The sequence below is a fragment of the Streptoalloteichus hindustanus genome (assembly GCF_900129375.1).
Classification (GTDB): domain Bacteria; phylum Actinomycetota; class Actinomycetes; order Mycobacteriales; family Pseudonocardiaceae; genus Streptoalloteichus; species Streptoalloteichus hindustanus.
This window is the reverse complement of record NZ_FQVN01000001.1, coordinates 262,676-288,593: the sequence shown is the minus strand read 5'-3', so window position 1 is coordinate 288,593 and position 25,918 is coordinate 262,676. Positions and strand designations below refer to the sequence as shown.

At 73.6% G+C, this 25,918-nt stretch carries 26 protein-coding genes and 3 tRNA genes; 15 read left to right on the top strand and 14 right to left on the bottom strand.

Annotation, left to right across the window (positions count from 1 at the left end; all coding sequences use genetic code 11):
* Positions 1-27 precede the first annotated feature (27 nt).
* The 7 genes from BUE43_RS01450 (at position 28) to BUE43_RS01420 (ending at position 3,647) form a co-directional block, all read left to right on the top strand.
* Positions 28-100, top strand: a tRNA-Glu gene (locus BUE43_RS01450).
* Positions 101-124: 24 nt separating this feature from the next.
* Positions 125-201: transfer RNA gene (locus BUE43_RS01445), tRNA-Asp, on the top strand.
* A 30-nt stretch (positions 202-231) separates the two neighbouring features.
* Positions 232-308 (top strand) — tRNA-Phe (locus BUE43_RS01440).
* Between the two features lie 381 nt (positions 309-689).
* Complete coding sequence (locus BUE43_RS01435; protein WP_073479485.1) at positions 690-1,250, top strand: cysteine hydrolase family protein; 561 nt, start codon at positions 690-692, stop codon at positions 1,248-1,250.
* Positions 1,251-1,310: 60 nt separating this feature from the next.
* Complete coding sequence (locus BUE43_RS01430) at positions 1,311-1,682, top strand: nucleotide pyrophosphohydrolase (protein WP_073479484.1); 372 nt, start codon at positions 1,311-1,313, stop codon at positions 1,680-1,682.
* Between the two features lie 40 nt (positions 1,683-1,722).
* Entirely contained in the window at positions 1,723-3,090 is a 1,368-nt protein-coding gene (locus BUE43_RS01425; protein ID WP_234995476.1) for an amidohydrolase, read from the top strand.
* Between the two features lie 134 nt (positions 3,091-3,224).
* Entirely contained in the window at positions 3,225-3,647 is a 423-nt protein-coding gene (locus BUE43_RS01420; protein ID WP_073479483.1) for a MarR family winged helix-turn-helix transcriptional regulator, read from the top strand.
* 66 nt (positions 3,648-3,713) lie between these two features.
* On the opposite strand, the gene BUE43_RS01415 is transcribed toward BUE43_RS01420, so the two are convergent.
* Together BUE43_RS01415 and yczE are read right to left on the bottom strand one after the other, a co-directional pair.
* Positions 3,714-4,517: a protein phosphatase 2C domain-containing protein gene (locus tag BUE43_RS01415; RefSeq protein WP_073479482.1), complete on the bottom strand. Its 804-nt coding sequence runs from the start codon at positions 4,515-4,517 to the stop codon at positions 3,714-3,716.
* Position 4,518: 1 nt separating this feature from the next.
* Positions 4,519-5,166, bottom strand: a complete 648-nt coding sequence (yczE, locus tag BUE43_RS34005; RefSeq protein ID WP_073479481.1) for a membrane protein YczE — start codon at positions 5,164-5,166, stop codon at positions 4,519-4,521.
* 13 nt (positions 5,167-5,179) lie between these two features.
* On the opposite strand from yczE, the gene yczR reads away from it, so the two are divergent.
* Positions 5,180-6,688, top strand: a complete 1,509-nt coding sequence (yczR, locus tag BUE43_RS01405; RefSeq protein WP_456114858.1) for a MocR-like transcription factor YczR — start codon at positions 5,180-5,182, stop codon at positions 6,686-6,688.
* 508 nt (positions 6,689-7,196) lie between these two features.
* Here the strand turns inward: yczR and BUE43_RS01400 are convergent.
* Positions 7,197-8,435 carry a hypothetical protein gene (locus tag BUE43_RS01400; protein ID WP_143173893.1) on the bottom strand — a complete coding sequence of 413 codons (1,239 nt, stop codon included), beginning with the start codon at positions 8,433-8,435 and terminating at the stop codon, positions 7,197-7,199.
* A gap of 525 nt (positions 8,436-8,960) precedes the next feature.
* Complete coding sequence (locus BUE43_RS01395) at positions 8,961-10,169, bottom strand: DUF445 domain-containing protein (RefSeq protein ID WP_083959225.1); 1,209 nt, start codon at positions 10,167-10,169, stop codon at positions 8,961-8,963.
* Positions 10,170-10,281: 112 nt separating this feature from the next.
* On the opposite strand from BUE43_RS01395, the gene BUE43_RS01390 reads away from it, so the two are divergent.
* The gene (locus BUE43_RS01390) at positions 10,282-11,457 is read left to right on the top strand and encodes a pyridoxal phosphate-dependent aminotransferase (protein ID WP_073479477.1); all 1,176 of its coding nucleotides are present in this window, start codon (positions 10,282-10,284) and stop codon (positions 11,455-11,457) included.
* Positions 11,458-11,506: 49 nt separating this feature from the next.
* Here BUE43_RS01390 and BUE43_RS01385 read toward each other — a convergent pair whose 3' ends face one another.
* The 4 genes from BUE43_RS01385 to BUE43_RS01370 all read right to left on the bottom strand — a co-directional run bounded on the left by BUE43_RS01385 (position 11,507) and on the right by BUE43_RS01370 (position 15,828).
* Entirely contained in the window at positions 11,507-14,092 is a 2,586-nt protein-coding gene (locus tag BUE43_RS01385; protein ID WP_083959224.1) for a CHAT domain-containing protein, read from the bottom strand.
* Positions 14,092-14,529: a hypothetical protein gene (locus BUE43_RS01380; RefSeq protein WP_073479475.1), complete on the bottom strand. Its 438-nt coding sequence runs from the start codon at positions 14,527-14,529 to the stop codon at positions 14,092-14,094. The genes BUE43_RS01385 and BUE43_RS01380 overlap by 1 nt, the downstream gene beginning before the upstream one ends.
* Complete coding sequence (locus BUE43_RS01375) at positions 14,526-15,170, bottom strand: RNA polymerase sigma factor (RefSeq protein WP_083959223.1); 645 nt, start codon at positions 15,168-15,170, stop codon at positions 14,526-14,528. Before BUE43_RS01375 ends, BUE43_RS01380 begins: the two co-directional genes overlap by 4 nt.
* Positions 15,171-15,306: 136 nt before the next feature.
* Positions 15,307-15,828, bottom strand: a complete 522-nt coding sequence (locus tag BUE43_RS01370; RefSeq protein WP_083959222.1) for a CGNR zinc finger domain-containing protein — start codon at positions 15,826-15,828, stop codon at positions 15,307-15,309.
* A 103-nt stretch (positions 15,829-15,931) separates the two neighbouring features.
* Here BUE43_RS01370 and BUE43_RS01365 point away from each other — a divergent pair, with 103 nt between their 5' ends.
* A complete protein-coding gene (locus BUE43_RS01365) occupies positions 15,932-16,321 on the top strand; it encodes a VOC family protein (RefSeq protein WP_073479474.1) in 390 nt (129 codons plus the stop codon).
* 54 nt (positions 16,322-16,375) lie between these two features.
* Here BUE43_RS01365 and BUE43_RS01360 read toward each other — a convergent pair whose 3' ends face one another.
* Positions 16,376-17,038, bottom strand: a complete 663-nt coding sequence (locus BUE43_RS01360; protein ID WP_143173892.1) for a M15 family metallopeptidase domain-containing protein — start codon at positions 17,036-17,038, stop codon at positions 16,376-16,378.
* Between the two features lie 126 nt (positions 17,039-17,164).
* Here BUE43_RS01360 and BUE43_RS01355 point away from each other — a divergent pair, with 126 nt between their 5' ends.
* From BUE43_RS01355 to BUE43_RS01345, 3 genes are all read left to right on the top strand, one after another.
* On the top strand, positions 17,165-17,689 hold the full coding sequence (locus tag BUE43_RS01355) for a PadR family transcriptional regulator (protein WP_073479472.1): 525 nt from the start codon (positions 17,165-17,167) through the stop codon (positions 17,687-17,689).
* 68 nt (positions 17,690-17,757) lie between these two features.
* Positions 17,758-18,456: an ABC transporter ATP-binding protein gene (locus BUE43_RS01350; RefSeq protein WP_073480172.1), complete on the top strand. Its 699-nt coding sequence runs from the start codon at positions 17,758-17,760 to the stop codon at positions 18,454-18,456.
* 189 nt (positions 18,457-18,645) lie between these two features.
* The gene (locus BUE43_RS01345) at positions 18,646-20,967 is read left to right on the top strand and encodes an FtsX-like permease family protein (protein ID WP_073479471.1); all 2,322 of its coding nucleotides are present in this window, start codon (positions 18,646-18,648) and stop codon (positions 20,965-20,967) included.
* Positions 20,968-21,094: 127 nt separating this feature from the next.
* Here BUE43_RS01345 and BUE43_RS01340 read toward each other — a convergent pair whose 3' ends face one another.
* Complete coding sequence (locus tag BUE43_RS01340) at positions 21,095-21,967, bottom strand: NAD(P)-dependent oxidoreductase (protein ID WP_073479470.1); 873 nt, start codon at positions 21,965-21,967, stop codon at positions 21,095-21,097.
* Between the two features lie 83 nt (positions 21,968-22,050).
* On the opposite strand from BUE43_RS01340, the gene BUE43_RS01335 reads away from it, so the two are divergent.
* Positions 22,051-22,674, top strand: a complete 624-nt coding sequence (locus tag BUE43_RS01335; RefSeq protein ID WP_073479469.1) for a TetR/AcrR family transcriptional regulator — start codon at positions 22,051-22,053, stop codon at positions 22,672-22,674.
* A gap of 58 nt (positions 22,675-22,732) precedes the next feature.
* Here the strand turns inward: BUE43_RS01335 and crcB (BUE43_RS01330) are convergent, their stop codons facing one another.
* Genes crcB (BUE43_RS01330) through crcB (BUE43_RS01320) form a run of 3 tightly spaced genes read right to left on the bottom strand, consistent with a single transcriptional unit; the run spans position 22,733 to position 23,864 of the window.
* Positions 22,733-23,095 carry a fluoride efflux transporter CrcB gene (crcB, locus tag BUE43_RS01330; RefSeq protein ID WP_073479468.1) on the bottom strand — a complete coding sequence of 121 codons (363 nt, stop codon included), beginning with the start codon at positions 23,093-23,095 and terminating at the stop codon, positions 22,733-22,735.
* Positions 23,092-23,433, bottom strand: a complete 342-nt coding sequence (locus BUE43_RS01325; RefSeq protein WP_073479467.1) for a DUF190 domain-containing protein — start codon at positions 23,431-23,433, stop codon at positions 23,092-23,094. The genes crcB (BUE43_RS01330) and BUE43_RS01325 overlap by 4 nt, the downstream gene beginning before the upstream one ends.
* Positions 23,430-23,864 carry a fluoride efflux transporter CrcB gene (gene crcB, locus BUE43_RS01320; RefSeq protein ID WP_073479466.1) on the bottom strand — a complete coding sequence of 145 codons (435 nt, stop codon included), beginning with the start codon at positions 23,862-23,864 and terminating at the stop codon, positions 23,430-23,432. The genes BUE43_RS01325 and crcB (BUE43_RS01320) overlap by 4 nt, the downstream gene beginning before the upstream one ends.
* Before the next feature lie 117 nt (positions 23,865-23,981).
* Between crcB (BUE43_RS01320) and BUE43_RS01315 the strand changes: the two genes are divergently transcribed.
* On the top strand, positions 23,982-24,923 hold the full coding sequence (locus tag BUE43_RS01315; protein WP_327083418.1) for an NAD(P)-dependent oxidoreductase: 942 nt from the start codon (positions 23,982-23,984) through the stop codon (positions 24,921-24,923).
* A 91-nt stretch (positions 24,924-25,014) separates the two neighbouring features.
* Here BUE43_RS01315 and BUE43_RS01310 read toward each other — a convergent pair whose 3' ends face one another.
* Positions 25,015-25,503 carry a beta-class carbonic anhydrase gene (locus tag BUE43_RS01310; protein WP_073479464.1) on the bottom strand — a complete coding sequence of 163 codons (489 nt, stop codon included), beginning with the start codon at positions 25,501-25,503 and terminating at the stop codon, positions 25,015-25,017.
* Between the last annotated feature and the right edge of the window lie 415 nt (positions 25,504-25,918).

The window sequence follows — 25,918 nt, the reverse complement described above, 5'->3', positions numbered from 1 at the left end:
ACCGGACCGGGACGCCGCGAAGGTCAAGCCCCCATCGTCTAGCGGCCTAGGACTCCGCCCTTTCAAGGCGGCAGCGCGGGTTCGAATCCCGTTGGGGGCACGCACTACAATAGAAATGCCACGAGGCCCCGTGGCGCAGTTGGTTAGCGCGCCGCCCTGTCACGGCGGAGGTCGCGGGTTCAAGTCCCGTCGGGGTCGCCACAGCGATCGGCCAGGAGGCCGGCCGCCCAAGGCCAGGTAGCTCAGTTGGTACGAGCGTCCGCCTGAAAAGCGGAAGGTCGGCGGTTCGACCCCGCCCCTGGCCACCACACCCAAGCAGCAGGAACACCGAGGGCCGCCCATGTCTGGGCGGCCCTTCGTCGTGTCCGGGGTCTCAGTCGCTTTCCGTCCCAGGTGGAGTTCCTGGACCGCCGGGTGATCTCCCCGAACGATCTCCCGCTGATGTCGGTGACCTGATCACCGGTGCGGCTTCGAGATGCTGACGACGAGGTAGTGATGCCTGTCACGACGCAGGGCGAGGCCTCGCCGCGGTGCGCCGGGCGTCGGAGCTTTCCGGTCCGAACCAACCCCAGCGCCCTCCACGGCATCGCGAGCGCCGGAGCGCGCCAGGTGAGATCCCGGGAACACGCGGTTCGCCGTGGCATCTTGTGCGCCAGTGGAACGGCGTGCGACGTGGGCGGAGGAGTCAGGTGCCTGGACGCAAGGCTGTGCTCGTTGTCGTTGACGCCCAGAACGGGTTCGTGAGTGAGACGTCGCGTCCGGTCGTGCCGGTCCTCGTGGATCTGGTGTCCCGTTGGCAGGCCAACGGCGGGGACGCCGTCTTCACCCGTTACCTCAACTACGAGGGAAGCCCTTTCGAGCGTCTGTTGGGGTGGACGAGGCTCCGGGAGCGCCCGGAGATCGACATCGTCGACGAGCTCGCGCCGTACGCCGAGAGGGCGAACGCCGTTGTCGACAAGCGGGTCTACAGCTTCTTCACGGACGAAGGAAGCGCTCTTGTCCGTGACAACGGGTGGACGGACCTGTACCTGTGCGGGATAGACACGGAGTGCTGCGTCCTGAAGGCGGCTGTCGACACCTTCGAGCGGAACCTGACACCGTGGGTTCTGGCCGACGCGTGTGCGAGCCACACCAGCCGTGAAGCGCACGACGCCGGGCTTCTGCTGATGCGGAAGTTCATCGGAACGCGTCAGGTCATCACGACCGTGGACTTGTCACGTCAGCTGGACGATCCCGAACCGCAGCGGTGAGGCCGTCGTTCTGGCCGTCGCGCCGGCCCGGTGCTCCGCCGGGTCCGTACCGTGCGGGGCATGGGGTCGTTCGAGGAGTTGGTGGGGCGGTTGGAGGAGTTCGCCGCCGCGCGGGAGTGGGGACAGTTCCACACGCCGAAGAACCTCGCGATGGCGGTTGCCGGTGAGGTGGGCGAGCTGGTCGCCGAGTTGCAGTGGTTGCGGGGTGAGGAGATCGCGAAGGGGCTCGCCGACGGGCGGTTGCGGGAGCGTCTCGCGGACGAGGCCGCTGATGTCCTGCTTTACCTGGCGAGGTTGTGCTCGGTCTGCGGGATCGACCTGGTGGCGGCGGGGCACGCGAAGATCGACCGGAACCAGTCGCGGTACCCGGTCGAGCTGGCACGGGGGAACGCGCGGAAGCACACCGAGCTGGCCGGGCCGGAGGGTGGTTGATCGCCGCGCGGGTGGGGGTGCGCGGTCCTAGGGTCGGGTCGTGGAGCGCCGGGAGGCCGTGTCCGGTTCCGGCCAGGGTTGGGGCGACGGGCAGGTGCGCGGGATCGCGCGAGTCGCGGCGGAGCGTGCCGGGAACGTGTTGTCCGACCTGGCGGAGCGGCTTCCCGGGCTGCGGGAGTTGTACGAGGACCTGCACCGGAATCCCGAGCTGTCGGGGCAGGAGCGCCGGACAGCGGCGGTGGTCGCGGAGCGGTTCTCGGCGGCCGGCCTGCGGGTCACGGCTGGGGTGGGTGGCACCGGCGTTGTGGGGTTGCTCGGCAACGGTGACGGGCCAGTCGTGATGGTGCGGGGCGACATGGACGCCCTGCCGATCGCCGAGCGCACCGGGCTGCCCTACGCCAGTCGGGTGGAGGGGACGCTCCCCGATGGGAGCAGGACTCCCGTGATGCACGCGTGTGGCCACGACGTGCACGCGGCTGTGCTGGTGGGTGTCGTGGAGGCGTTGGCCCGTGCGCGGGACAGGTGGGCGGGCACGTTGCTCGCTGTCGCGCAGCCGGCGGAGGAGACGGCGGAGGGCGCTGTCGCGATGCTGGCCGACGGGCTGTTCGCCCGCTTCCCGAAGCCCGATGTGGTGCTGGGGCAGCATGTTCAGGCACTGCCCGTGGGCGTGGTGGCGCACAACCCGGATGTGGTGCTGTCGGCGGCGCTGACGATCGAGATACGGATCTTCGGGCGGGGTGGGCACGGTTCGTTCCCCGAAGCCGCGGTCGATCCGGTGGTGGCCGCGGCCTTCCTGGTGACCCGGTTGCAGACGATCGTCTCCCGGGAGGTGCCCGCCGGGGAGCCGGTCGTGGTGACGGTCGGCGCCCTGCGGGCGGGCACGACGGCGAACGTGATCCCGGACGAGGCGCGCCTCCTGGTCAACATCCGGACGCGGGGTGACGCGATCCGGGACAGGGTGGTGGCGGCCGTCCGCCGGATCGCGCGGGCCGAGGCGCGGGCCGCTGGCTGCCCGCGCGACCCCGATGTCACCACCTCGGCCCTGTTCCCCTTGACTCGCAACGATTCCGAGCTCGACGACCTGATCGGCGCGGTGCACGAAGAGGTTTTCGGGCTCGCCTCGGTCATCGAGGTCGAGCCGGTGATGGGCAGCGAGGACTTCGCGTACTACGGCCTGCCGGGGCCGGGGAGGTATGGGGGAGCACCAGTTCCCTACTGCTACTGGTTCTTCGGCGGGACAGCGCGTCAGCGGTGGAACGAGACACCGGGGGTGGGCCTCGCGAAGTTGCGCGTTCTGCCCGGTCCGCACAACGCGGCGTTCGCGCCGGACCCCGAGGGCGCTCTGCTGACCGGTGTCCGAGCGCTCACCTCGGCCGCTCTGGCCTGTTTTTCCTTGGACTGGAAGTGAAGTCGTGAGTGAGGCGCCGAGCGGGTGGGCCGGCGGACGCCGCTGACCCGCCGAAGGTTGTTGACGGCACGGGAAGTTGTCTTGATCATCACCGCAACTCCTTGAGCACGTCAAGTGATCGCTAGGCTGACGGCATGGAGCACGAGCCGGACGGGGACCTGTCGATCGAGCTGCTCGGGGTGCTCGTCAGCGTCGCCGACCGCCTGAAGGCCGAGTTCGTCGCGGCCGCCCAGGAACTCGGTCTCACCCCGCAGCAGGCGGGGCTGCTGGCCCGGTTGCGGGAGCCGACGCCGATGCGCGTGCTCGCGGAGTACCTGCACTGCGACGCCTCCAACATCACCGGCATCGTGGATCGCCTGGAGGCCAAGGACCTGGTGGGGCGGCAGCCCGACCCGAGGGACCGGCGGGTCAAGCGCGTCGTGCTCACGGCGGAGGGGGAGGCGGTCGTGGCGCGGCTGCACCGGGGGATCGACGAGGGCGAGGCCGTGCTGGCCGCGCTCACCAGCGGGCAACGGCGGCAGCTCCTCCAGCTCCTGCGGCCCCTCGTCGGGGAGTGACGGGGCGCGGCCCCGCCCGTGGGGCGGACGACGGCGAGGCGACCGCGCCCACGGGCTGGAGACGGCTCACGCGAAGCGGATCACGGCCAGGCTCTGGTCGTCGTGTCGCTTCGCGCGCGGCCACCGCTGGCCGTCCGGGTCGCTGACCTCCGCGGCCCGCACCTGGTCCAACACGGCTTCGGGGCCGTGCCGCTCGGCGCAGGCCAGCAGGGCAGACCAGTCGGCGAAGACGCCGTACTCGTCGACCCCACAGGACACGCCGTCGCTGGCCATGACCACGGCGCGCACGTCGGACAGGGGCCAGCTCGCGCGCACCGCCCGGTGGGCGGCGGCCGGGTCCGCCTCCGCCACCCAGTACCCGCCTTCGCGGTTGCGCCACGTCCGCACCCACCGGGCTGAGGCGACCAGGGCGGCCAGGTGGTCGTCGTCGAACCCGCCGCCCGGCCGCGGTCGCGGCCACCGGGTGGTGGGGCGCGGCACCCGCGCCAGCCTGTGGTCGGCCAGCACGTGGGTGTCGCCGTCGGTGAAGGCCACGACCGGGCTGTCCGCCAGGACGAGCCCCTCCACCCGCTCCTCGTTCCAGCGGGCCAGCGCCACCGTGCTGGACGGCGACTCTCCGGGGCGAAGCCCGTGCGCGGCCACGACTTCCCCGATCGCGGACGCGAGGAGGTCGGCCAGGTCGGTCTCCGGCTCGTTGGCCAGTCGGGGCCGCAGGGCCTCGGCGAGCCGGTCGGCGTACCAGCCGCCGTCGTGTTCGGTCGGCAGCAGGGTGGTGGCGCCGTCCAGCAACGCGACGGCGTTCGGGAGGACCACCACGCGGTCCTCGGTGCGTTCGTTCCCGGGGCGCTCGGCGATCTCGATGCGCGGCATGTCAGGCGAGCGTACGCACCGGCGCGGTGGTGGGTGCGGACACGGCGACGCGGGGCAGGAACACCTGCACCAGGGGGCCGATGGCCAGCGCGTAGAACACGGTCCCCACCCCGACCGTCCCGCTGAGCAGCCAGCCCACGGCCAGCACGGTGACCTCGATCCCGGTGCGCACCAACCGGACCGACCACCCAGTGCGTGCGCAGAAACCGGTCATCAGGCCGTCCCGGGGGCCGGGTCCGAGGCGCGCCCCGATGTACGCGGCGCTGGCCAGCCCGTTGAGCACCACGCCGGCGACCAGCAGCCCGATGCGCACGGGCAACGACGACGGCGTGGGCAGCAGGGCGAGGGTCAGGTCCACCGACAGGGCGATCATCACGACGTTCGAGACGGTCCCGATGCCAGGGCGTTGCCGCAGCGGGATCCACAGCAACAGCACGACGAGGCCGGTGAGCGCCGTGATCAGCCCGAAGCTCAGCCCCGTCCGCCGGGCCAGACCCTCGTGCAGCACGTCCCACGGGTCCAGGCCCAATTCCGCCCGCACCTGCATGCCCATCGCCACGCCGTAGAGCGTGAGGCCGCCGAAGAGTTGGAGGAGCCGGCGCACGGGCCGGTCGGACACGGGCAGCGGGGAGAAGTCGGAACCAGCCATGGCGCCATCAAAGATGGCCACCCGAGGGTTGTTGAAGAGCCAATTCCGCATAATTGGCCTTATGGAACCGACGTTCTCCCCCGGTGGTCGGGTCTCCGGTGCCACATTGGCTCGCTTGCTGGGGGCCTGGCGGCAGGGTGGCCGGCGGGGCTCGGCCGACCTCGCGGGCGCGATCCGCGTGCTGGTGCTCGACGGCCGCCTCACCGTGGGCACGCGGCTGCCCGCCGAACGCGAGCTGGCCGAGGCGCTGGGTGCCAGCCGCACCCTGGTGACCACCGCGATGGACCGGCTCCGGGACGACGGGGTGGTGGCCAGCCGGCGCGGCGCGGGGTCGTGGATCGCCCGTCCCGTGGCGGCCGACCGGCCCAGCCGGGAACAGCCGGTGTCCGCGTCCGACGTGCTGGACCTGAGCTGCGCGTCTCCGCCGGCTCTTCCCGAGCTGGCCACGGCCCTCGACACGGCCCGGCGGCGCATGCCCGCGGAGTTCGCCCAGCCCGGGTACCTCGCCCAGGGGCTGCTCGAACTCCGCGAGCGGATCGCCGAGCGGTACACCGCCCGGGGGCTGCCCACCCATGCCGACCAGGTGCTCATCACCAACGGGGCGCAGCACGCGTTCGCGTTGGCGCTGCGCATGCTCGTCGGCCCCGGCGACCGCGTGCTGATGGAGAACCCGAGCTACCCCAACGCCATCGACGCGGTGCGGGCCAGCTACGCGCGCCCGGTCGCGGTGGCGATGACCGACGAGGGCTGGGACCTCGACGGTCTGGAGGTCGTGCTCCGGCAGGCCGCGCCACGGCTGGCCTTCCTCATGCCCGACTTCCACAACCCGACGGGCGGCTACCTGGACGCGGCCGGCCGGGAGCGGCTCGGGGCGGCGTTGCGCCGGACCAGGACGCCGGTCTTCGTGGACGAGACGCTCGCCGAACTGGCCCTCGAACCGGGCGTGGGCGGCGCGCCCCCGCTGGCCGCGTTCGCGGAGGACCTGGTGATCAGCGCGGGGTCCGCCAGCAAGCTGTACTGGGGCGGACTGCGGCTGGGGTGGGTGCGCGCCTCGGCCGACCTGGTGCGGCGCATGGTCGCGGTCCGCCCGGTGCTGGACCTCGGTTCGCCGGTGCTGGAGCAGGTCGTGCTCAGCGAGCTGTTCGCCGTGTTGCCGGGGGTGGTGGAGTGCCGTCAGCGGGAGTTCCGCCGCCTCCGCGACGTGCTCATCGCGGAGCTGCGGGCTCGGTGCCCGGGGTGGGAGATTCCCACGCCGGTCGGCGGTCTCGCGCTGTGGTGCCGGCTCGACGGTCCGGTCAGCACCCGACTGGCGGTGACGGCCGAGGGGCTGGGGGTGCACGTCGCCCCGGGCTCGCGGTTCGCGGTCACCGGCGGGCTGGAGCACTACGTCCGTCTTCCGTTCACCCTGGCGGAGGAGCAACTGGTGGAGGCGGCGCGACGGCTGGCGGTGGCCGCCTCCTCGGTGGGCGGACCGGGTCTCCTGGCGGAGCAGGTGCCGCTCGCGGAGCTGCCGGTGACCTGAGACCGGGGCGCGCTCGTCCTGGTGAGACGGGAAAGAGGTGGCCTCCACCGGGGTGGAGGCCACCTCTCTCGCCGTCGGGCACGGCCCCTCGTCGTGCCCGACGACGTGACGTCCCGTTGCGGGAACCGTCGAGCCGATCCCGTCTCCTCGTCGACCGGGGGCGGTCCCGGGGAGTGTCGGGTCGGCAGCCCCGGCGCCGCGGGGGCATCGCGACGCCGGGGCCAGATCCCGTCTCCGACCGGGCGCGGTCGGTCGGGACGGGTCCTGCTGAGTGGAGCGTGACTGCCCCACCCGTCCGGGGCGGCTCACCCGGGGGACGTGACTGGTGCGCCGGTCCCGGTTGTTCGGGGCCGTCCGGCGCTGGCTGCGCCGGGGGCACGCGGGGGATCGCGGGGTCGGGTTCCTCAACTGGCGGGGCCGCGGGGGGACCGTGGTCGAACCGGTCGGGAGACGTGCCGGGAACGCGGGACGCGAACCGGCGCACGCCGTGCCGCGGCGGCGGCCGCGATCAGTCGGGCGAGGTGACGGGGCGGCGGGGCAACCCGCCGACGGCGGCCGTTCCTGCCGACCGCTCGGCCCTGGCTCCGGCGGGTTCCGGAACCGAGGGCTGGTGGGACAGCACGCCCGCGACGCCGCGGGCCCCGCCGCCCTCCTGGCCGCCGCCGCTCGCCAGGGAGGAGGGCGAGGGCAGGGGGCGAGGAGGCGGGTCGGGCAGCAGCGGCGACCGGCTGTCGCTGTCCGCGAGGGCGCCGTCGGCGCTCTCCTGGCCGCTGTCCGGGGCCGTCGACTCCGGACGGGCGGCGCGGGACGGGGCGGTCCAGCGCGGGATGGCGGTCTCGTCCTCGGCGGCCGACGACGGCGCGACGGGGGCTGACGGGGCCGGCGGTCCGGGGAGGTCCACCTGGTGCGCGGTGGGGGTGTCCCCCGGCTCGGCGGCGAAGTCCGGCTGTGGGCCGGGTCGGGAGGGGGTGGCCGGGTGCGGGCCGGTGGCGGGCGCTGGTCGGCCGACCGGCCGGGGCCCGGGGCCGGGGTACGCGGCCTCGTACCGGTGGTGGGGCGGCGGCGCGGCTGTGCCGTACTCGCCATACGCGCCGTAGTCACCGTAGTCGCTGTAGTCGCCGTGCTCGTCGCCGAGCACGTGCGCGGCGGTGTCCGGCGGAGGGGAGGCGGGGGCGCCCAACCCGGGCAGCGGTGCGGACGTCGGGAGCTCGGCCAGCCGTCCCTCAAGCCGCTCCAGGCTGGCGCCGGCGGCGTGGTGGACCGGGTGGGGCAGGGACTTCAGGGTGACCAGGGGGGCCAGCCGGGACAACGTCGCCACCGGGGCCGTCTCGGGCCTCGCCTTCGCGACCCCGGCGGCGCCGCCGTTCGTGAGGGCGCCGTTCGTGAGGACGCTCGTGATTCCGCCGAGGACGCCGCCGACGGGGGTGGGAACGCCGTGGTCGGCGCCGACCTGGCGGCTGGCCTCCGCCGGGTGGCCCTGGAGACGGGGGCCGTGGGATTTCTGGTGGTCATGGGGGGTCCGGTGACCGTGGACACCGGCCCGCGCCGGAGCTTCCGCCGGTCGCCCGTCCTGCTCCGCGACGACCGCCGGGCTCGACGAGCCGTCGCGGACCGGTGCCTCGGTCGCGGACGCGGCGGCGGCGCCGGTCAGCCAGGCGGCGGCGGTCAACCCGCCGACGGCGGCCAACCGCAGCACGGCGACGCGCAGCCTCTCTCCCCAGCCGCGCGCAGTGCCGGTGCCGCTCACCGCCACCACCACCCGTCGCCCAACCCGGTCTCGTCACGAGTGCCCGAACTCTACCGATGCTTCATGGTTGGCCCTGGCCTGCGGGTTCGCGAGGGCTGACGGCGAGGAACACCCGGAAAGGCGGCCGACAGCCACCGTCCGTGGCCGTGCCGGGGGTGAGCGTCACCGAGCGTTCCCTCACTGGGACGAGTGACGCGGTCGTCGCCGGAATGTCCTCTGTGGAGGGAGCCTCCCCGGTCTGTCCGTCCTCAGTGGACCGTGATGCTCGTCGGCCCTCCGGATTCGTCGGTTGCCAGTAAACCCCGTTGCGGCCGGGAGTGCTTGGTGGGCAACCAAAGCGCGGCGAGCGAAGGCCCGGCGCGGCGAGGTTGTCCACAGTCACCCGAAATTATCCACAGGGGAGCGCTGTCTTCTTGGGCGCGCTCTTGTGGACGGATAGGCTGGACGCGGGGCTCGCCCCCCAGGGCGGGTGGGGGCTGCACCCAGAGTGATCTTGGTGGGAAAGCTCCGGGACTGGTGGGGCGCTCAGAGCAAGAGCTGTGAGAGCGTGTGGATGAGCAGGCCCGCGAGCGCGCCGACCACGGTGCCGTTGATGCGGATGAACTGCAGGTCCCTGCCCACCTGGAGCTCGATCTTCTGCGAGGTCTCCGCCGCGTCCCACCGCTCCACGGTGTCGGTGATCAGCGTGGTGATCTCGGCCCGGTAGTTGGTGACCAGGTAGGCGGCGGCGCCCTCCAGCCAGCCGTCCAGCTTCTCCCGCAGCGCCGGGTCCGACTCCAGCCGTCCGCCGAGCGAGAGCAGCCCGTCCCGCGCCCGCCGGCGCAGCTCGCTCGACGGGTCCTCGGCGGCGTCCAGGATCATCCGCTTCACCGTGCCCCACGCCGAGCCGACCAGGTCGCGCACCTCGGGGTGCTCCAGGACCTGCTGCTTGACCTGCTCGGCGCGGGCCATGGTCTCCGGGTCGTGCTGCAGGTTGTCGGTGAACTCGACGAGGAACTTGTCCAGCGCCTGGCGCATCGGGTGGCTCTGGTCCGTCTTGACCGCCCACGCGAACGACAGCACCTCGGTGTAGACCTTGTCCCCCACCAGCTCGCCCACGAACCGGGGCGACCAGGACGGCGCTCGGTCGGACACCACGCGGAGCACCGACTCGTGGTTGTCCCTGACCCACTCGTACGCCTGGTCGCAGAGCAGGTCGACCAGGCGGTGGTGCTTGCCGTCGGCGATGACCTGGCCGAGCACCCGGCCCAGCGGCGGTCCCCACGGTTGGTCGACGAGCTTGCGCACGATCGCGTGCTCCAACACCGCCTGCACGTCCTCGTCGCGCAGCACCGCGACCACGCCCCGGACCGCGGTGGCCAGCTCGGAGGTCACCCGCTCCGCGTGCTCGGGGCGGGCCAGCCACGCCCCGAGCCGCCGGGCCACCCCCGCCCGGCGCAGCTTGTCCCGCACCACCTGCTCGGACAGGAAGTTCGCGCCGACGAAGTCGCCCAGGCTCTGCCCGAGCGCGTCCTTGCGGGTCGGGATGATCGCCGTGTGTGGGATGGGCAGGCCGAGCGGCCGCTTGAACAGCGCCGTCACGGCGAACCAGTCGGCGAGGGCGCCGACCATGCCCGCCTCGGCCGCGGCCCGCAGGTAGCCGACCCAGGCGGCGGCGCCCGCCGACTCCTGCCAGCGCGCCACCGCGTAGACGACGGACGCCACGAGCAGGAAGCCGGTGGCGACCGCCTTCATCCGACGTAGTCCACGTCGCTTCTCGACCTCGGCCGCGGTGAGCTGGTGCACGTCCCGATTGTCACCTGATGCGGTTCTGCGCCGCCGGGAGAAGCTGGCAGTATCACGTGCCGTGCACAAGCCGCCCCTGAGCAGCAGGCTGCGACCGTTCACGTCGACGATCTTCGCGGAGATGACCGCGCTGGCCCAGCGCACCGGCGCGGTGAACCTGGGACAGGGGTTCCCGGACACCGACGGGCCCCAGCGCATGATCGAGGTCGCCAGCGAGGCCCTGCGGAACGGGATGAACCAGTACGCGCCCGGCCCCGGCGTGCCCGAGCTGCGCCGCGCCGTCGCCGACCACCAGCGGGACCGCTACGGGATCGACCTCGACCCGGACACCCAGGTCCTGGTCACGGTGGGGGCCACGGAGGCCGTCGCCGCGTCACTGATGGCGCTGGTCGAGCCGGACGACGAGGTGGTGTTGCTGGAGCCGTACTACGACTCCTACGCCGCCGCGGTGGCGATGGCCGGGGCCAAGCGGCGGGGCGTCCCGCTGGCGGAGGACCCGGAGACCGGGCGGTTCGGGCTGGACGTCGCCGCGGTGCGGGCGGCGATCGGCCCGCGCACCCGGGCGCTGGTGCTGAACTCCCCGCACAACCCGTGCGGGGCCGTGTTCACCCGGGAGGAGCTGTCCGCCCTCGCCGAGGTGTGCCGGGAGCACGACCTGATGGTGATCTCGGACGAGGTCTACGAGCACCTGGTCTTCACCCCGGGCGGGCACGTGCCGATCGCCACCCTGCCCGGGATGTTCGAGCGCACCGTGACCATCTCCAGCGCGGGCAAGACGTTCAGCGTCACCGGCTGGAAGGTCGGCTGGGCGACCGGGCCGGCCGAGCTGGTGGCGGCGGTGCGCGCCGCCAAGCAGTTCATCACCTTCGTCGGGCCGGGGGCGTTGCAGTTCGCCACCGCGCACGCGCTGCGCGAGGAGCGGCCGTGGGTGGAGCGGCTGTGCGGCGACCTGGCCGACAAGCAGCGGCGGCTGGCCGACGGCCTGGCCGAGGTCGGGTTCGGCGTGCGGCGCAGCGAGGGCACCTACTTCGTCTGCGCCGACATCCGCCCGCTGGGCTTCGCCGACGGCCTGGAGTTCTGCCGTCAGCTCCCGGAGCTGGCCGGGGTGGCCGCCGTTCCGGTGCAGGTGTTCACCGACGAGCCGGAGCGTTGGCGGCACCTCGTGCGGTTCGCCTTCTGCAAGCGGGACGAGGTGCTCTCCGAGGCGGTCGACCGGCTGGCGGCGCTGCGGAAGTAGGCGCGCAAGATCTGAACTTGAGGTTAACGGCAGGTGAACGAGAGGTGAACTAAGGTCGCTGGTGCGGGCGCCGGTGATCGCCGCCGAGCGGAGAGAGGCCGGCGCCCAGGCACTGGAAACCGAGGTGTCCGTGGCGGGCTTGCGCGTTCGCCAGGGCCTCCGCCGGTGTCCGGCCTCTCCGCAGTTCGTCGTGCAGCGTCGTCATCAGGTCCGGAACCTGGTCGTCCCGGACGGGGAGGACGCTGGCGACAAGCGTAGCGGCACCGGCGCCGAGGAGTGCGGAGGTCAGGCCGAGCAACTCGTCGCCGACGCGCACGTCGACCGCGCCGACCTCGCACGCGGAGAGCACGACGAGGCGCGGCGGCCGCCGGAGGCGGTGGAGGTCGTAGGCGTAGAGCGGGCCGTCGGCCAGGTCCAGGTGCGACAACAGCGGTTGGTCGGCGCGGAACGTTCCGTGCGACGCGACGTGGAGCACCCGCGCGCCTGCCCCGGCCTGCAGGACTCTGTCCACTGTGGACGCTTTGCCGGTGAGGAGTCGTCCGCCGTGCCGTTGGTGCAGCGCGATCACTTCCCGCTCGGCGTGGGCGAGGCCAGGGCCTTCGACCCAGACCGCGCGTCCAGGTCGTCCGGAAGGGGTGGACAGGCCGCGGAGCCAGTCGGACGTGGACGGCGCGACCGTGAGCGGGCGGCCGTGGCAGGAAGGCAGTGCGGCCCAGGGGAGGTCGTGGAGTGCGCCGGTGGGCACGACGACCAACGGCGCGTCGCCGGACAGCACGGGTCGCAGGCGGTGGTCCAGCCAGCTCGTGAGGGTTTCCGCCGCCCTGATCGCCGCGGGCTGCAATGGGGAGATCCGCGCGGTTGTCTTGTGCGACAGGGCGAACCGGAGTTGCCGCACGTGGGTTGATATCTCGGCCGCCGACCCGAGGCGGTGGAGCCGGGTTCGGCCGGCGGCGAGTGCGACGGCGTACAGGAGTCCACTGTGGACGAAGAAGCTGAGGAGCGTCGCGGGACCCAGCGCGCTCTCCAGCTCGCGGGTTGTCGGTGGCCGGCCCATCATTCCGGCTCCGGAGATCGCCAGTGCCCGTCGGCGCACCCGCAGTTCCTGTCGCACGACGGCGGTTCGCGCTGCGGGGTCGAGTTCCTCGGTGAGCCCTGCCTCCGCCACGGCGGCACGCAGCGTGCTCAGCTCCGCGGCCAGCTCGGCGTCGTCCGGTGGCCGCAGGGGAGGCCGGCACAGCAGGGCGACGCGCCGCCGTTCCGTCCACCGCAGCACCGCGTTGTTGTCGACCCGCCGCGAGGACAACAACGCGGTGAGGGCGTGGTCGGCGAGCGAGACGACCGCCCCGGTGACGTGGGTTCGAGGCTCGACCAGGCTCAGGGCCGGCATTCGTTCCGCCAGCACCCGAAGTCCGCGTCCGGCCACGCGCACCAGGCGTCGGTGATCTCCGTCGAGCTCGGCGAGCAGCGCCCTGGCCTGCCACGCCATCACGCGCAGTGGCGCCGGCCCCGGTGTCCCGTTCGCCGCGAGCTTCGCCAACAAGCGACGGGCAAGGGCGTGGTGACCGACGACGACAGCCGTCCGCGCGGCGTCGAGCCGCAGCTCCGCGGCGGCGACGTGCCAACCCTGCCGTTCGCACCGCGCTGCGGTTCGGCCGGCCATGCGGAGAACGGACAGCCGACCCCGCGCCAGCTCGGCGCGCAGCAGGACGGAGCTCGCGACCGAGGCCCAGGAGCCGCGCCGCTGGCTCCGGAAGGCGGCGAGGGCCTGACCGGCGGCGGTCGCGGCCGGTTCCGGCCGGCCCGTCCGGAGCGCGCACCGGGCCAGCGCGAGCCGGGCCTCGGCCAACCGGGCCGGACGGCCGGCCGCGGTCAGGAGCGCGCAGGCCCGCTCCAGCGCCGCCGTGGCCTCGCCGTCGAGTCCGGCCAGGTGGAGCGCCTCGGCGCGGTCCAACAGGATCTCCGGCCGCCGTGCCGGGTCGAGACCGTCGCGGGCCGCGGCGTCGAACAACGACAGCGCGCGCAGCACGTCGCCGCCCAGCAACGCGACGAACCCGGTGTTGTGCAGGCAGGAGGCCGCGCGCAGGGGCTGCGCGGCGTCCGCCCAGAGCGCCCTCGCCCGGGACAGGTCGTCCTCGGCCGGCCCGAGGTGGCCGAGGTAGGCGGCGGCGATGCCCCGCGCGCCGAGCAGGTTCGCCAACCACCAGCGGTTCCGACGGAGGTGGGGGAGGGCGGCGGTGAACTCCGCGACTGCCGCCGCGTGCTGTCCGCGTGCGGCGAGGCCCAGACCCAGCAGACAACGGGCTCGGCCCAGCTCCTCGCCGTCGAGCCGGTGCCACAGCGCGGCCAGGCGGTCCGCGCCGGGTACTCCCCGTTCGATGTCCAGCCACGCCAAGGAGAGTTGGATCTCGACGACACGACGTGCGGCCCCCGCCCGACGGGCCTCGGCCAACGCGCGCAGCCCCGCCCGGCGTGCCGCCGCGACCTCTCCCCGTTCCGCGTGGGCGAGGCAGAGCGCGTGCCGGGCGACCACGCGCACGTCCGGGTCCCCTGCCTCGGCCAGTGCGCCGGCGCGCGGAAGCACGAGGTCCGGCTGGCGTCTGGCGAGGTCACGCAGGCGCTCCGCCTCGCCCGGCACTAGGCCACCATCCACGGTGTCGCCGAGGGCGCCCCGCCCGGCGGGTGGACGACGAGGCTGAGTGGTCCGGAGGGGACACCACGGGCGTGGAACCAGCCGACGGGGTCCGCGTCGGTCTCGATGCTCCGGCTCGGTGTCCGCGCCGTGACCGTGGCCTTCGCCGGTGTCACCAGTCCGACCAGCTCCAGCGTTCCGTCGGCGGACGTCGTGAGCTGCACCGCGAGGCCGGTCCCCGCGCCGGCGAACTCCCACTGTCGTCGAATGCCTCGCGACCGGACTCCGGTGTCACGACCCAGATCGTGGTCGGCGACCAGCGCGAGGCCTGCCGGTGCGCCGGCCTCGCGCACCGCCACCCGTGCCACAGCGCGAACGCGTTCGGGGACGGGGTCGATCCGACGGAGCAGATCCAGCAACGCCCACAGAGGATCGGCGGTCACCGGCGCGCCCCCGCGGCGGCGGGCTCGGGAAGCAGCCCCGCCTCGGACATCAGGCCGCGGAGCGCGCGGAGGCAGCGGGTGCGGGCCGGCCCCACGCTGCCGGGGCGCAGGCCGAACGCCCGTGCGAGATCGACATAGCTCGTCTCCGGGTATACGGCGAGTGTGCGCAGAAGGTGTTGGCAGCGTTCGGGAAGCCGGGTGAACACCCGCCACAGCGCGGCATCGTCCTCGTTCCGCAGGACCTGGTCCTCCGGTCCGTCCACCGAGGACGCCGGCACCAGGTCGGGTTCGACGGGGTGTTCGCGGCGGCGCGCGGTGCGGACCCTGGCCGCTTCCCGCCTGGTCGTGGTCACCAGCCACGCGGCCAGCCGGGACGGGTCCCGCAGCGCCGGGAGCTGTTGGGCCAGCCGGAGCCAGGTGACCTGGCAGACGTCGTCGGCGTCGGCGGCGGGAAGGCGGTGGCGGCGGGCGACGGTCCAGACCAGGCCGGCGAAGCGGTCCACCAGGCGGCGCCAGGCGTCGTGGTCGCCGGCGCGGGCCGCGGCGACCAGTTCGCCGAGCTCACCGAGCTCACCGAGTTCGTCGGGTTCGCGGCGTTCGCGCTCGGGGCGTGGGGAGGAGTGCGGGGGGAGGTCGGTCATGCCGCCTGGGAGGCGGGCCTCGCGACACCCGCTCCCCCGGCCGCCCGGGCGGGTGGTGATCCCACCCGGCGGTGTGGGGCCGGACGGCGGTCGGAACCACCGCCCGGCCCGGGGACAGTCGGTGTTAGCGCTCCCGCTACCGCGCTGTGGCGCTGCGGGCGCGTTCCCGCCAGTTGCGGGCCTTCTCGCGGTTCCCGCACACGCGCATCGAGCACCACGTGCGCGACCGGTTGCGCGAGCGGTCGTAGAACGCCCAGCGGCAGTCCTCCGCCGGGCAGATCTTGATGCGCGCCCAGTGCCCGGTGAGGACGAGCCGGTAGGCGGCGGCGAGCACGGTGCCCAGGGCGTCCGCGGCGGTCAGCATGGGAACGCCCTCCAGCAGGTCGATCCGAACCGACCAGCTCGTCGTCCCGGTCGGGTCGTCCCCGGCGACCGTGGCCCGCAACGCGTCCCTGACCGGTCGCGCCCTGGCCGAGGTGGGCGGGGGGCCGAGATCACGGCCCAGGGCCCACGTCCGCCAGGTGTCCTCGGCGGAGAGCGTGTCCGTGCCGTGTTCGACATCGCACGTGTTGAGGAAGGCGAGCACCAGATCGATGTCCTGTTCGACGTCCCAGTCGGCGAGCGGTTCGACGTGGACGCCGGCAGCCAGGCCAGTCACAACACCACTGTAGGGGGAACGGGGGTTGTGCGCCCGTGGTAACCACCATACGCTTATTACTGGTTATGGCACCCTGGAACACGCACCGTGACGAGGAGGGCCGATGACTGTCGCATCCCGACCCCTGAAGGTGAACGGGGTCATGCTGGACTGCCGTGATCCGTTGGAGCTAGCGCGTTTCTACTCCGCGCTGCTCGGCTGGCCGACGATCGAGGGCGGGGCGGACGACGAGTGGGTCACCCTGCACGACCCCGCGGGCGGCCCGAGCGTGTGCTTCCAGCGGTCGCCGAACTACGAGCCGCCCACGTGGCCGAACCCGGAGCGCCAGCAGATGCTCCACCTCGACATCGACGTCGACGACCTCGTGTCGGGGCACGAGCACGCGTTGCGGGTCGGCGCGCGGCCGCTGGAGATCAGGAAGCTGGAGCCGGGGTCGGGGTTCAACGTCTACGCGGACCCGGCCGGCCACCCCTTCTGCCTGGTCGCGGGCTGATCCTCGCCCGGCGCGCCCGGGCCGTGCCCCGTCGAGGTCCGTTGACGCCCGTCGTCAGGGGCGCGGCTCGGGCACACTCCGGCCGCGGCACGCCGGAACCGGCGTGACCCCCGCCGTCGCCTGGTCGGACCCCGGCGCGCCCGGCTCGCGCGCCGGGTTCGGCTGGTGCGTCGGGTGCCGTGCCGCCCCGGGCGCGGGACATCCCCCCGTCGCCCAGCGCGGGTCGTACTCGAAGTGCCAGGGGGCGTCCGGCTGTCGCTGGCACCAGCCGAACTCGCCCTTCGTCGACGCCAGCCAGGAAGCGGCGCTCGCCGGCCAGACGTCCACCGCCAGGCCGCGCCGGTGCGCCGATCCGCGCGCGGAGTTCGCGGCGGTCGGCTTCGGTCGTGCCACGCGGCGATCGCGGTCGGCGAGGTGCTTCCGCTGGCCGCGTTTCCCGCTGTGCACGCAGGGGTGCACTCCCGCCTTCCTGGCGGCCTTCACCACCCGCGCCCACGCGTCGGCCGCGCGGGGCTCCAGGCCGCGCGCCCCCACGTCGCGGTGGGCGGGGTCCGACCCGCACCGGCCCCCGTGGCTCACCGGCACGAGCTCGTGCACGACGAGGGCGTCGGTCCGGCCGGACGGCGGTTGGGGCACCAGCAGGGCCGCGGCACCGATCGTGCCGACCACGACGGCGGTGAGGCACGCGCTCGTCAGCAGGCGGAGAAAGCGCCGCATCACGTCCCCTGTCGTCCTCGTTCATCCCGGCTCTGACCTGCGTGGATCGCGGTGGCGACTCACCCGCGCCCGGATATGAACCGTGTGTATAGACCGAGTGTATACACGACGTGTAGAGTCGGGTCCATGTCCATCGGGCACACGTTGCTGGGGCTGCTGGAGGGCGGTCCGCGTCACGGGTACGACCTGAAGCGCGCCTACGACGAGCGCTTCGGTCAGGACCGCCCGCTGCACTACGGGCAGGTCTACTCGACGTTGTCCCGGTTGCTGCGGAACGGGCTCGTCGAGGTGGAGGGCGTCGAGCCGGGCGGCGGGCCCGAACGCAAGCGGTACGCCATCACCGACGCCGGGATCACGGACGTGGAGCAGTGGCTCGGCACCCCGGAGAACCCGGAGCCGTACTTGCACAACACGCTGTACGCCAAGGTCGTCCTCGCGCTGATGAGCGGCCGCGCCGCCACCGAGGTCCTGGACTCCCAGCGGTCCGCGCACCTGCGGCTGATGCGCGAGCTCACCCGGCGCAAGGCCGGCGGCGACCTCGCCGACCAGCTCGTCTGCGACCACGCGCTGTTCCACCTCGAGGCGGACCTGCGCTGGCTGGAGCTCACCGCGGCCCGGCTCGACCAGCTCGCCGCGGAGGTGCGGCGGTGACCTCGGCGACGCACCCGGCGGCCGGGACCCACGAGTCCGAGAAGCCCGAGGAGGACGACGCCGCCCCGTTGCTGGAGGCGGTCGGCCTGCGCAAGTCCTTCGGCCCGACGCCGGCGTTGGCCGGCGCGTCGGTCAGCGTGCGCCCCGGTGAGATCATCGCTCTGATGGGCCCGTCCGGATCGGGCAAGTCCACGTTGCTGCACTGCCTCGCGGGGATCCTCGTGCCCGACGCCGGGGTGGTGCGCTACCGCGGCACCGAGATCAGCGCTCTGTCCGAGACGCGGCGCAGCGCGCTGCGCCGGTCCGAGTTCGGGTTCGTCTTCCAGTTCGGCCAGCTCGTGCCGGAGCTGTCCTGCCTGGAGAACGTGGCGTTGCCGTCGCGGCTCGGCGGGATGGACCGGCGCGCGGCGGAGCGACGGGCCCGGGAGTGGCTGGACCGGCTGGAGGTCGCCGACCTGGCCGGCAAGCGGCCCGGCGAGATCTCGGGTGGGCAGGGCCAGCGGGTCGCGATGGCGAGGGCCCTGGTCACCGGTCCCCGGGTGGTGTTCGCCGACGAGCCGACCGGCGCGCTGGACTCGCTCAACGGCGAGCACGTCATGCGGTCGCTGGTGGCCGCGGCGGCCGAGACGGGCGCCGCGGTGGTGCTGGTGACCCACGAGCCGAGGGTGGCCGCCTACTCCGATCGCGAGGTGGTCGTCCGGGACGGCCGGACCAGGGACCTGTCGGCGGAGGGCGGGGCGACCGGCGGCGCCGCCCGAGAACGCTGACCGAACGAACACAGACGCGCTCGTCGGGGGCGACGAGCGGCCGTGCGCGCGGCAGGGGGCCGGCGCGCGGCGAACGGCACCACATCGGCGGGTGGGGTGCCGCCGGCGGGGAGGGGTCCGTCCGGTTCGGGGCCGGACCGACCCCTCCGCGCCGGCCAGGGGCCGACCAACGGGGCGAGGGAGCTGAGGATGGCCAACCGTGTCGGCCGGTGGTGGGCTGACGTCCTGCTCGGGGTCCGACTGACCGTCGGGGGCGGTCGGGGCTCGTGGGGGCGTGCCCTGCTCATGGCCGTGGGGGTGGGCGCCGCCACCGCGGTGCTGCTGCTCGCCGCCTCCGTCGGCCCCGCCCGGCAGGCCCAGCACGAGCGGGAGGACGCCCGGGCGCCGGTCGACCTCACCCACCCCGGGCAGGGGGCCGAGACCGTGCGGCTGTGGGCTCGCGCGCTCAACTCCACCTGGCGGGGCCACCTCGTGTCCGGCGTGGAGCTGGCGGCGGCCGGGCCGGGCGCGCCGGTGCCGCCCGGCATCCCGCGCCTGCCGGGCCCCGGCGAGGTCTACCTGTCCCCCGCGCTCGCGGAGCTCGCCGGCCAGGACGAGCTGATCCGGCAGCGGTTCCCGGAACGGGTGATCGGCCTGGTCGGTGAGGAGGCGCTGAGTAAACCCCACGAGCTGTGGTTCTACGCGGGAGTCGGGCCGGACCGCGCGAACCGCGACAGCGGGCTGTCCCCCGTGACGCGGTTCGGCGGCGTGCCCGGCGCGGCGGATCCGGACGAGGTGGCCCGCCTGCTGGTCACGGCGGCCGTCGCCGTCGTCATGACCCCGATCGCGATCTTCGTCGTGGCGGCCACCCGGATCGGCGCCGCGGGCAGGGACCGCCGCCTCGCCGCCATCCGGCTCGTCGGCGCGGGCCCGGCGCAGATCAGGCGGATCGCGGCCGGCGAGGCGGTGTTCGGCGCGTTGCTCGGATCGTTCCTCGGGGCCGGGCTCTTCCTCGCGGGCCGGCCGTTCGCCCGCGTGGTGGAGGTGGCGGGGACCGGGTTCTTCCCCGCCGACCTGGCTCCCCGGTGGCCGTGGGCCGTGGCGATCATCCTGCTGGTTCCGGTGGTCGCGCTCGGCTCGGCGCTGGCCGCACTCCGTCGCGGCGGCGAGGTGGCGCTGGCCAGCGTGCGTCGCGGCGCCCCGCTCCGACGTCGCCTGTGGTGGCGGCTGGCCCTGGCGGCCCTGGGCGCGGTGGCGCTCCTCGGCGTGGCGCGGCGGTGGCACCTGTTCGTCCGGAGCTTCACGTGGGTCGAGAACATGCTCGCGATCGCCGTCGTGCTGGTCCTCGTGGGCTGCGCGGCGTTGGCGCCGTGGCTGGTCGACCTGCTCGCCCGCCGGTGGCGTCCGGGGGCGCTGCCGGTGCTGCTCGCGGTGCGCCGCCTGCGGCACGACACGACCAGCCCGCGGATCCTGGCCGGCCTGGTCGTCGTCATCGCCAGCGGGCTCACCCTGCAGGTGATGCTGGAAACCGGCGAGCGTGCGGACACCTCCTTCACCACGAGGCACGCGGACGCGGGGGTCGCGGTGTCCGTTCCGACCGACCTCCGCAGCGGGGGCGTGGTTGACCAGGTGCGACGGGACGTCCTCCAGATACCCGGCGTGCGGTCGGTCACCGGGGTGCGCGTGCTCGTTCCGGTGGCGAGGGACGCCGCCGAGGCTCGCTGGCTGCCCCAGGTGATCGTGTTGGAGTGCGACGCCCTCGCCGGGATGGGGGTGCGGGACTGCCGGGCGGGCAAGGCGTGGCATCAGGGTGAGATGCCGCTGGTGGGGGAGTCGGTCGTGCTGCGGGACCAGACCGGCGCGAGAGTGCCGTGGAGTGTGCCTCCGACGGAACTGTTGCCCGACCGCGACGCGGCCCGGCGCACGCTGCCGATGTTCCTGTCGGAGGACGCGGTCGTTGTCGCGGCGGGGGCGAACCCGGCGCTGGAGCGGGGGCCGGTCCACATCCTGCACGTCGAGGGGGAAGCCGGGAATCTCGCCGAGCGGGTGGCGGCGGTCGCGCAGCGCGTCGACCGGATGATGCACGTCCACACCGGCTGGACACCCCGCGAACGCCGGTTGACCTCGGTCCGCGACGTCGCGCTCCCGGGGCTCGGGGTGGTTCTCCTGCTCGCGGCGCTGAGCCTCGTCGTCGCGGCGCTGGACCAGGTCGGGGAGCGCCGGCGCTCGCTGGCCGTCCTGACCGCCGTGGGTGTGCCCCGTCGGGCCCAGGCGTGGGCGGTGCTGTGGCAGAACGCGGTGTTGGCCGCGGTCGCGTTCGTCGTCGCCGTGCCGGCCGGGGTGGTCACCGGCGGGCTGGTCCTGCTGGCGTCGGGTGGGCTCGCCTGGAAGGAGCTGGGCGAGATCACGGTGAGCTGGGCGTCCCTCGGGGCGGCGGCGGTCGTCGTGACCGCGTTGATGCTGCTGGTGACGGCCCTGACCCTGCCCGCGGTCCGCGCGGCCGTCCACCCGACGGCGCTGCGCCACGAGTGAGGTGGCGCGGTGGGACCCCGGTCGGGCGGGGCTGCGGGCGGCCCGACCGGGGTCCCGTCACCGACACCGTCGTGGTCACTGGGCGGTGTGACCACGTCCCGCGTCGTCGCGGGACAGGTGCGGGGGACTAGCGCGCGTTCTTCCGGAACACCTTCGTCAGGCTGGTGAAGCTGTCCGCGCCGTAACCGTCGGTGAGGCCCCGCTGGAAGACGTCCAGGACCGCGCCCGGGAAGGTGGCGTCCACACCTGCGTCCCGCGTGGTGTGCACGATGTGGTCGACGCTGGCCACGCCCATCGCGAGCCGGTCGACGTCGCCGGCGTGCTCGCCGGCGTCGATCCGGGGGGTGTAGAACCCGAGGAAGCCGGGGAGCGACGCCATCGTCCGCGAGGCGTAGGGCAGGAGCTCCTCGGCGGAGATGCCGTGGGCGTCGGCCACGGCGAGGGCGTGCAGCCAGCTCAACATCGACGTCCAGAACATGTCCATCTGGAGCTGGTAGAACAGCGCGGCGAGGCCGGGGTCCTCGCCCCGGTAGTCCGCGCTGGTGATCACCTCCAGGGCCTCGCGGTGGGCCTCGAAGACGTCCTTCGGCCCGCTGTAGAAGGTCTCGGACTCGGGGTTGCCGAGGCCCGACGGCGGAACCTGCACGCCGCCGGTGAGGTGCTGGGCGCCGCGCTCCGCGAGCCACCCGGCGGCCTGGCGGGCGCGCTCCGGGGTGTCCGAGCTGAGGTTGACCACGACGCGGCCGGCCAGTGCCGCCTCGGCCTGCTCCAGCACCGCGTACACGGCGTCGTAGTCGGTCAGGCTCAGGATGACCAGCTCGTTCGCGGCCACCGCCGCCTCGGCTGAGGCCGCCAGGACGGCGCCCCTGGCCACCAGCTCGTCGGCCCGGCTCGCCGTCCGGTTCCACACGGTGACCTGGTAGCCCCGGTCGAGGTACACGTTCGCCATGGTCCGGCCCATCGGGCCGAGTCCGATGATCGTCACTGCCTGAGCGCTCACTGCTGCTCCCTCTAGAACGAGCGATCTATCTAGAAGGAACGTAGCACAGACTGGAATGAACGTTCTACCGGTAGCATCGGGGCGTGGAATCCAGGGCTGACCAGGGACCGGACCCGGACGACAACGTCGGCACCCGCGAGCGGATCGTCCGGGCCGCCTCCCGGCTGATGCAGCGCCAGGGCTACGACGGCACCGGGATCAAGCAGATCTCCAGGGAGGCCGGGGCGGCGCTCGCGTCGGTCTACCACTTCTTCCCGGGCGGCAAGCAGGAGCTGGCGGTCGCCGCGATCCAGCGCGGCGACGAGGAGTTCGCCCACGAGCTGCGCGCGGCCTTCGAGAGCGAGGACGACCCCGCCGAGGCGATCCTCGTCTGCACCCGGAACCTCGCCGAGGGGCTCCGCGCGTCCGACTGGGCGGACGGGTGCCCGGTCACCTCGACCGCACTGGGCGCGATGGGGCGCGCGCAGGACATCCAGCAGGCCGCCGCCGAGGCGTTCGCCCACTGGCAGCGGCTCGTCCGGGAGCGGCTGCTCGGCGCGGGCATCGCCGAGGAGGAGGCCCGCGACCTGGCGCACACCGTGATCAGCACGTTGGAGGGCGCGGAGCTGGCCGCCCAGGTCGCGCGGGACGACACCCCGCTGCTGACCGCCGGGCGGCACCTGGCCCAGCTGGTCAACCTCTACCGGCGGGGCGGCGCGGACTCCTGACCGCCGCCAGGTCGGGTCCTCGGCGCTGGTCGCCGCCCGCCCGCTCCGGCGCCGCGGCTCAGAGGAGCTGGCCCACGGCGACGCCGAGCGACGCGGCGGCCAGCCCGGCCAGGACGCTGCCGACCGCGTTGAGCAGGGCGTGCCGCCGCGCGCCCGCGCCGACCAGCTGGATCGTCTCGTACCCGAACGTCGAGTACGTCGTCAGCGCTCCGCAGAACCCGACGCCGACCAGCGCCTGGGCCGGGTCGGCGTCGGTCAGCGCCATGCCGGACACCACGCCGAGGACGAGCGAGCCGACGACGTTGACCGCGAGCGTCCCCCAGGGGAAGCCGGCGCCGAACCGGTCCCGCACCCACAGGTCGGTGAGGTAGCGCAGGGGCGCGCCGACCGCGGCGCCCAGCGCGACGAGCAGCGCCGTCACCCGCGCTCCTCCGTGAACCGGATCGCCTCGACGTCGTCCAGCGTCACCAGGCCGCCCCCGGCGAGCAGCTCCTCGACCCGGGGCAGGAAGCCCCGCACCCGCTCCGGCGTGTCGACGAGGACGACCATCACCGGCAGGTCGGCGGCGAGGGACAGCAGGCGGGTCGTGTGCACCCGGTCGGAGCCGCCGTAGCCCTCGATGCCGCGGAACACGCTGACGCCGGCCAGTCCGGCGTCGTGCGCGCGCCGCACGATCTCGTGGTGCAGCGGCCGGTGCTCCCAGGTGTCGTCCTCGCCGACGAAGACCGTCATCCGCAGCGCCGCGCCAGCCCACCTCATCGCGAGCCTCCGTTCCCCGCTCGTTCGGAAAAGCGCGTTCCGGTCACCGCCCTGGTCAGAGCCATGCCGGCCACGACGGCGAGCAGCGCGCCCACCAGGGTGCCGACCAGGTACAGCAGCGCCACGCCGACACGCCCCGCGGCCAGCAGCCGCTGCCCGTCCACGGCGTAGGTGGAGAACGTGGTGAACCCGCCCAGGAACCCGGTCCCCAGGAACGGCCGCGCCAGGCGGTGGCCGGACCAGACCTCGGTGACCAGCACGATGAGCACGCCCATCAGCAGGCAGCCGAGCAGGTTGATCGCGAAGGTCGCGAGCGGGAAACCCCCGGGCCGGGCGGGCGCCGCGAGGCCAACGCCGTAGCGGGCGAGCGCGCCCAGCGCGCCGCCGAGCGCCACCACGCCGATCACGTCGAGACTCGCCCGCCTGCCCACCGGCCGAGCTTAGGTCGCGTGCCCTTGCCGGGACTCGTCCGCCGACCCGCCGGGGGCTGTGGCACAGATGGCGGCTCGCTTCGAGACCGGGTCGCTTCGACACCGTGGACTGTCTGAATAGAACGATCGATCCACACCTGCTACCGTCGTGATCGACTGAATAGAACGATCGTTCCAGAGGGGTGTGACATGCGGGAGCGGACGGTGACGGTCATCGGGCTCGGCCCGATGGGGCAGGCGATGGCGAACGCGTTCCTGGACCGGGGGTACCGGGTGACGGTGTGGAACCGGACCGCGAGCCGGGCGGACGCCCTCGTGGCCAGGGGCGCGGCCCTCGCGGTGTCGGCCGAGGCGGCGGTGGCCGCGAACGAGCTGGTCGTCCTCAGCCTGACCGACTACCAAGCGATGTACGAGATCCTCGAACCGGCCGTGGCCGCCCTGGCCGGCCGCGTTCTCGTCAACCTCAGCTCGGACACGCCGGAGCGGGCGCGCGACGCCGCCCGCTGGGCGGCCGACCACGGCGCCCAGCACCTCACCGGCGGTGTGCAGGCCGCGCCGCCGGGCATCGGGCAGCCCGGGTCCTTCACCTTCTACAGCGGGCCGAAGGACGTCTTCGAGGCCCACCAGGAGGCCTTGGAGGTGTTGACCGCGACCGACTACCGGGGCGAGGACCCGGGCCTGGCCGCGCTGTTCTACCAGCTCCAGATGGACGTGTTCTGGACGACGGTGCTGAGTTGGCTGCACGCCGTCGCGGTGGCCGACGCCCACGGCATCGCGGCCGACGAGATCCTGCCCTACGCCGCGAACCTGCTGAAGGGACTGCCGGACTTCCTCGCGTTCACCGCGCCGAGGCTCGTCGCCGGGGAGCACCCCGGCGACGTCGACCGGCTGTCCATGGGGTTGGCCAGCGTCGAGCACGTCGTCCGGACCACCACTGACGCCGGGGTCGACGCCGCGCTGCCGACGGCGCTCCTGGAGATCTTCCGACGAGGGGTGGCGGCCGGTCGGGCCGGTGACAGCGCGACCAGCCTGGTCGAGGTCCTCAAGGCGGCCCGCTGACCGACCGGACCGGGGGTCGTGAGCGGTGTCGCCGGCGCGACGCCGGCCTCCGCTCACGACCCCCGCGTCCGACGGGGCCGACGAGTCCGGGTCAGACCACTTCGCGGAGGCGGCCCGTGGCCACGTCGAAGACGAACCCCCGGACCGCGTCCCGGTGCGGGACGAAGGGGCTGGCCTTGATCCGGTTGATCGACTGCCGGACGTCGGCGTCCAGGTCGGGGAAGGACTCGGCCGACCACGGCGGCCTGATCCCGATCTCCCGCTGGATGCTCGTCCTGAAGTCCTCGTCGGTGAAGGTGAGCATGCCGCAGTCGGTGTGGTGGATCAGCAGGATCTCCCGGGTGCCGAGCAGCCGCTGGCTGATGGCCAGCGAGCGGATCTCGTCGTCGGTGACCACGCCGCCGGCGTTGCGGATGACGTGCGCCTCGCCCTCCCGGAGCCCGAGGGCGCCGTAGACGTTGAGCCGGGCGTCCATGCAGGCCAGCACGGCGATGCGCTTGGCGGGCGGCAGCGGCAGCGGGCCGGAGAAGGTGGCGGCGTAGGCGGCGTTGTTGGCGAGCAGTTCGTCGGTGACCGACACAGTCGTCTCCCTGTCTGTCGGCGGGTGGCGGGCGAACGGGGACGGCCGCGTGCCGCAGCGGGCGCGGTGCGGACGCGGCCTACCGACAGAACTGGTCGAAGAGCGAACCACGGCGGCTGGGCCAGAACAGCTCCAGCAACACCGTACGCATATCCGGAGTCAAACATCGCAATAAGTGCACCCGCAAGGCGCTACATCCGTTCGGCGGTACGGCCCCGGTGGCTGCCGAACTGTTGAAGAGGCACGCAAGGAGGTGCGACGACGAGGGCACCCTCGTCGTCGCTGTTTCCTCACCCGCCGGCCAGGAGCGCGGCTCGCGGCAGCCCGTGAATGGCGGGTTCCCTTTTCTGCCTGCGATGATCGGTGCGAATGATCAGGGAATGCGGTGCTGTCTCGCCCGGAGTGCCTCGTTCTC